Here is a 6,198-nt window from a genome sequence, read left to right as displayed (position 1 = left end):
GCGGCCGCCGAAGCGGCCTCCGCTGCCGCACTTGCCGCATTCGACACCTTCTCCGCCGCGTTCGCCGCCAGCGAGAGCACGAAGCAGCCCACCAATGGCTGATTTCCAGGAACTGCCAACGGTCGATCTCACCACCTGCGATCTCGAGCCGATCCACATCATCGGCCGGATCCAGAGCTTCGGCTGGCTGCTGTCGTTCTCCAGCGACTGGATCATCAATCACGTATCGCTGAACGCCACCGAGCTGTTCGGCCGCGACCCGCGCGACATGGTCGGCCTTTCCGCCACCGAGTTCCTCTCGCCCAGCGCGCTGCACGACATCCGCACCCGGCTCCAGATCCTTGGCGGCGCCGGCGCGGTGGAGCGCATCTTCGAGATCGACCTGGTCGGCGACGGGCGCGGCTTCGACGTCGCGGTCCATGCCTCGGGCCGCTCCTTCGTGCTCGAGATCGAGCCGCACGAGAGCGGCAAGCGGCGCGATTTCGTCTCCTACGTGCGCCCGATGATCGAGCGGCTGCGCCAGTCTCCGACGATCGAGCAGCTGTGCACCAGCGCCGCGCGGCACCTGCGCGGGCTGACCGGCTTCGACCGCGTGATGGTCTACCGCTTCGAGGGCGACGGCGCCGGCGAAGTCATAGCCGAGAGCCTCAACGGCGCGATCGACAGCTTCAAGGGCCAGCATTTCCCCGCGTCGGACATCCCGGCGCAGGCCCGCCGGCTCTACGCCCGCAACATGCTGCGCATCATCAGCGACGTCGATGACCCGACCGTGCCGGTCGATCCCGCCACCGGCCCCAACGGCGATCCGCTGGACCTGTCGATGTCGGGACTGCGCGCGGTTTCGCCCATCCACATCGAGTACTTGCGCAACATGGGGGTCCGGGCCTCGATGTCGGTCTCGATCATGCGCCGGGGCAAGCTGTGGGGGCTGATGGCCTGCCACCATTATTCTCCGCTGGTGCTGTCCTATTCCGTGCGCACCGCCGCCGAGCTGTTCGGCGAGTTCTTCGCCTATCTGCTGGAGCAGAAGGAAACCGACTTCGCCGCCGACAAGCGCGCCGAATCGATGCGCCTCCACGACGAGATCATGGCCCGCGTCGCCGGGGGCGGCTCGCTGCTGGAGGCTTTCGACGACTTCACCGACGCGATCCGCCACGTCATCCCCTTCGACGGCGTCGTCGGCTGGGTGGACGGCCGCTTCATCGCGCATGGGGCGACGCCGGACCAGGCCCAGTTCACCCAGCTGGCCCGCTTCCTCAACACCGCCGGCGCCAGCACGGTATGGTCCAGCGACGCCATCGCCGCTGTCTATCCCCCCGCCGCGGAGTGGGGAGACAAGGCGGCGGGCCTGCTGGCGCTCCCGGTCAGCCGCTCCCCGCGCGACTACATCGTGCTGTTCCGCAGCGAACAGGTGCGCGAGCTCAAGTGGGCCGGAAATCCTGAAAAGACCTTCGAACTCGGCCCCAACGGCGCTCGCCTGACCCCGCGCAGGAGCTTCGAGATCTGGCGCGAGGAACGGCGCGGCCAGTCGCTGCCCTGGACCGTCGAGGAAGTCTCCGCCGCCGAATCGCTGCGCATCACCCTGCTCGAGGTCGTGCTGCGCCTGTCCGACGCCGCCCATTCCGAGCGCGAGCAGGCCAGCCGCCAGCAGGACATGCTGATCGCCGAGCTGAACCACCGCGTCCGCAACATCCTGAACCTGATCCGCGGCCTGGTGTCGCAGAGCAAGGAGAGCGCGGCGACGATCGACGATTTCGCCGAGATCGTCGGCAGCCGCATCCAGGCCCTCGCTCGCGCGCACGACCAGGTGACGCGCAAGGAATGGTCGCCCTCCTCGCTCCACGAACTCATCCGCACCGAGACCGATGCCTACGCCAGCCAGAGCCTCGACCGCGTCGTGATCGAGGGACCGGATGCGTTGGTGGCGCCGAACGCGTTCACCACGCTGGCGCTGGTCATCCACGAACTGACCACCAATTCGTGCAAGTACGGCGCGTTGTCGGACACGTCCGGCACCATCCAGATCACGCTCAGCCGGGGCGACGACGGCTCGCTCGAACTCGACTGGCGCGAGGAAGGCGGCCCGCCGGTCAAGGCCCCGACCCGGCGCGGCTTCGGCTCCACCATCATCGAGCGCACGATCCCGCACGAACTGGGCGGATCGGCCTCGGTCGTCTATCCGGCGGAGGGCCTGCACGCGCTGTTCATCGTGCCCGTGGATCACGTCTCGGGCTTCGAGACGCCTGGTGCGCATATCCGCGAGGTCGTAACCGAACCACCAGAAGCGTCCGAGTTCACCGCGCGGCTGGCGAGCGGCACGGCACTGATCGTCGAGGACAACGTGATCATCGCGATGGAGGCCGAGGACCTGCTGCGCGGCTTCGGGTTCACCGACTGCCGCGTCGCCGGTTCGGTCGAGAGCGCGATGCACATCCTGGAAAACGCCGAGGTCAGCTTCGCCATGCTCGACGTGAACCTGGGCAAGGACACCAGCGCACCGGTCGCCACCGCCCTCAACGAGCGCGCCATCCCGTTCATCTTCGCCAGCGGCTACGGCGAACGCTCGCTCCAGACGGGCGCCTTCCGGGGCGTGCCCGTCGTCACCAAGCCCTACGGCGAGCGCGACGTGCGCGCGGCGATCGGGCGGGTGCTGAAGGGACGGTAGGACGCCCGCCCCTCCCCGCCGCATTGCGACAGGGAGGAGCCGCCCGGCAACGGGCTTCGACCTAGGCGTTGGCACCCTCGCCGCCGCTGGCACCGCCGCCAGCCGAGAGTTTCGCCAGCGCTTCGTCGATGGTGAAGCTGTCCGGATGCTGCGCGGGCGGGAATTCCACAAAGGTCATCGCGAACTTGCCGGCCACGTCCTTGATGTAATACATGAAAAATGCGTGGCGGATGAACCATTCGTAGTACGTGTTCGATGTCACGTCGGCGAATTCGTAGGGGTCGGTGCGCAGGTTGTAGAGCTTGGGTATGCGCAGTTCGGTGAACGGTTCGGCCCAGAGCTTCATCGTGCCCGTGCACCGCTGCTCCATGAACACGGCCTTCCAGTTGTGGGCGCGCATGGCGACGATCTGGCCGTCGTCGTTGAAGTAGACGAAGTGCTGGCGCGGCGACTTCTCCTCCTCGCCGGTGAGGTAGGGCAGCAGGTTGTAACCGTCGAGATGCGCCTTGAAGGTCTTCCCGTTGGCCTCGACGCCGCCCTCCTTGAGCTTTTCACCGATGTCGGGTTCGCCCGCCGCTGCCAGGAAGGTCGGCAGCCAGTCGTTGTGGCCGACGATTTCGTTCGAGACCGAGCCCGCCGCGATCTTGCCGGGCCAGCGGACCAGCTTGGGGATGCGGAAAGCGCCCTCCCAGTTGGTGTCCTTCTCGGAGCGGAACGGGGTCGTGCCGCCGTCCGGCCACGAGTTGCGGTGCGGGCCGTTGTCGGTCGAATACATCAGCAGCGTGTCGTCGGCGAGGCCGAGTTCATCCAGCAGGTCGAGCATCTGGCCGACGTTCTTGTCATGGTCGATCATGGTGTCGTGGTACGGCGACTGCCATAGCCCCGCCTGGCCCAGGCTCTCTTCCTTGGTGTGCGTGTAGAGGTGCATGTGCGTCGTGTTGAGCCAGACGAAGAACGGCTCGTCGGCGTCCTTGGCGGCGCGGATGAAGGCCGAAGCCTTGTCGACGAAGTCGTCGTCGCAGGTTTCCATGCGCTTGACGGTCAGCGGGCCGGTGTCCTCGATCTTCTGCTTGCCGACGCGGCCGAAGCGCTCGTCCTCGGTGGGGTCGTCGACGTCGGTCGCCCACGAATGCAGGACACCGCGCGGGCCGTACTTCTTGGCGAAGTTCGGGAACATCTTGGGGTCCGGATAGTCGTACATCTCCGGCTCCTCCTCAGCGTTGAGGTGATAGAGGTTGCCGTAGAATTCGTCGAAGCCGTGGACCGTCGGCAGGTATTCGTTGCGGTCGCCGAGATGGTTCTTGCCGAACTGGCCGGTGCGATAGCCGTGGTTCTTGAGCAGTTCCGCGATCGTCGGGATCTCGGCCTTCATGCCGGCCTTGGCGCCGGGAATGCCGACCTTGGTCAGGCCGGTGCGATAGCCGCACTGCCCGGTGATGAACGAGGCGCGGCCCGCCGTGCACGACTGTTCGCCGTAGCTGTCGGTGAAGCGCATGCCCTCGTTGGCGATGCGGTCGATGTTGGGCGTGCGGTAGCCCATGACGCCGTCGCTGTAGCAGCTGAGGTTGCTGATACCGATGTCGTCACCCCAGATGACGAGAATATTCGGCTTTCCCTTGGGCATGTGAGGCGCTCCACGCTGGTTGTGGACGCGACCCTAAAGGGCGAAAGTGATTCCAAGCATCGGGGTTTCCCACGAGGTCGCTTGCGGAAAGGCCCTAGGGGCGGCGGGCGATAACCCCGTCAAGGCGCGCGAGGTCAGGCCCGCAGCCGGGTCCCGTTACGCTCCGTGTTCCACATCTCCAGCCAGCCGCGCACGTTTTCGTAGGGCATCGGACGACAGATGCCGTAGCCCTGCCCGCAGGTGCAGCCCATCGCCACGAGCATCGCCTGCGTCTCGGGGTTCTCCACGCCCTCGGCCACCAGGGGGATGCCCAGGCTCTCGCACAGCACGACGAGCGAGTGGACGAGCGACTGGTCGAACCGGCTCTCGGTGAAGCGGGAGATGAACGAACGGTCGATCTTGATCTCGCTCACCGCGAACTCGCGCAAGTACCCGAACGAGGTGAACCCGGCGCCGAAATCGTCGATGGCGAGTGATATCTTGTGGTCGTGGAGTTGCTCGATCACGCGGCGGGCCTGCGCGGGATTGGCGATCAGCGCGGTCTCGGTCAGCTCCAGCATGACCCGCGCGGGATCGACCTTGTGGCGCGCGGTGGTCTCGACGACGTGGCTGACGAAGCCCGGCCGCTCGAGCATCCGCGCCGAGACGTTGATGCAGATCGCCGCGTCGCCCAGCAGGTGCTGCAGCGCCGCGAACTCCCCCAGCACCACGTCGAGGCTGAGGTAGGTGAAGGCTTCCAGCAGGTGCGACTGCTCGACCGTCTCGATCAGCACGTCGGCGGGGATCGGACCGTCTTCCGGGTGGGTCCAGCGTACCAGCGCCTCGAAGCCGAGAACCTGGCCGTCGCGCATGTCGACCTTGGGCTGCCAGTGCCATTCGAACGCCCGCGCGGCGATCGCGCGCTCGATGTCGTGAAGCATCCCTCCCTGGTCGAGCGAACGCGAGGCCGGTCGGTCCTCGCCCCGCGCCAGCACGGCCTTGTCGACACCGCGCTTGGCCTCGTACATCGCCTCGTCGGCGGCGGAGAGCAGGCCGTCGGGCGAAAAGCCCAGCAGCGGGCACAGCGCGATGCCGATCGAGGCGCCGACGTGCAGCATGCGGCCGCCATGGACGATCGGCTGCTCGATCAGCTCGGTAAGCTTGGTGGCCACCGCCATCGCCGATTCCTCGCCGTCGATGTTCTGCAGCAGGATCGCGAACTCGTCCCCGCCCAGCCGCGCGGTGGTGTCGACCTCGCGCAGATGTTCGCGCAGCCGCCTGCCAATGGTCACGAGCACCGCGTCCCCCGAGGCGTGGCCGAAGTTGTCGTTGATCTCCTTGAAGCGGTCGAGGTCGACCATGACCACCGCGAAGGGATCGCCGCTGCGCCGCGCCCGTGCGCAGGCCTGGCCAAGCCGGTCGGAGAACAGCGTGCGGTTGGGCAGGTCGGTCAACGGATCGTGCAGGCTGCGGTGGGTCAGTTCCTCCTCCTGCCGGCGCAGGTCGTGGCGGTACTGTCGCCAGGCCATGCCCTCCTCGACCGAAGCCGCGACCCGCTCGGGCGAGAGCGAGCGCTTGGTGAGGTATTCGGTCATGCCCGACTTGATCGAGTCCGCCGCGATCTGCTCGTCGGCATTGCCGGTGACGGCGATGATCGGGCAATCGGGGTCGATCTCTCCGCGGATCGCGGGCAGCAGATCTCGCCCGTCGCCGTCGGCAAGGCCGAAGTCTAGGAAGACGATGTCGAAGTGCGCTTCCGGGTCGCGGATCTTCTCGAGCGCCTCGGCCTGCGAGCCGGCCTGCTCGACGGTGATCTCGCGCGGGCCGCGCCGCAGCATCCGCACCAGCCGTTCGCGGTCGACATCGTCGTCGTCGACGATCAGGGCATGTATGTTCTGAGTGCCGTTATGCAGGTGGTCCATGGGCTGAA

At 67.0% G+C, this 6,198-nt stretch carries 3 protein-coding genes; 1 reads left to right on the top strand and 2 read right to left on the bottom strand.

Going from position 1 to position 6,198, the window contains the following annotated elements; all coding sequences use genetic code 11:
- Window positions 1–94 precede the first annotated feature (94 nt).
- A complete protein-coding gene (locus tag PMI02_RS07660; RefSeq protein ID WP_007681111.1) occupies window positions 95–2,665 on the top strand; it encodes an HWE histidine kinase domain-containing protein in 2,571 nt (856 codons plus the stop codon).
- A gap of 61 nt (window positions 2,666–2,726) precedes the next feature.
- Here the strand turns inward: PMI02_RS07660 and PMI02_RS07655 are convergent, their stop codons facing one another.
- Window positions 2,727–4,289, bottom strand: coding sequence for an arylsulfatase (locus PMI02_RS07655; RefSeq protein WP_007681109.1), 1,563 nt, complete (start codon window positions 4,287–4,289; stop codon window positions 2,727–2,729).
- Between the two features lie 134 nt (window positions 4,290–4,423).
- The gene (locus tag PMI02_RS07650; protein WP_007681106.1) at window positions 4,424–6,190 is read right to left on the bottom strand and encodes a bifunctional diguanylate cyclase/phosphodiesterase; all 1,767 of its coding nucleotides are present in this window, start codon (window positions 6,188–6,190) and stop codon (window positions 4,424–4,426) included.
- Window positions 6,191–6,198 lie beyond the last annotated feature (8 nt).

Origin of the sequence: Novosphingobium sp. AP12 (assembly GCF_000281975.1) — a bacterium.
In the GTDB taxonomy this organism is placed as follows: domain Bacteria; phylum Pseudomonadota; class Alphaproteobacteria; order Sphingomonadales; family Sphingomonadaceae; genus Novosphingobium.
Note: the sequence above shows the minus strand (reverse complement) of the source record. Positions and strands in the feature narration are given on the sequence as shown.

Excerpts from the sequence above, each read along its gene's own strand:
- PMI02_RS07660 (WP_007681111.1), top strand. The coding sequence starts at position 95 with ATGGCTGATTTCCAGGAACTGCCAACGGTCGATCTCACCACCTGCGAT.
- PMI02_RS07655 (WP_007681109.1), bottom strand. The coding sequence starts at position 4,289 with ATGCCCAAGGGAAAGCCGAATATTCTCGTCATCTGGGGTGACGACATC.
- PMI02_RS07650 (WP_007681106.1), bottom strand. The coding sequence starts at position 6,190 with ATGGACCACCTGCATAACGGCACTCAGAACATACATGCCCTGATCGTC.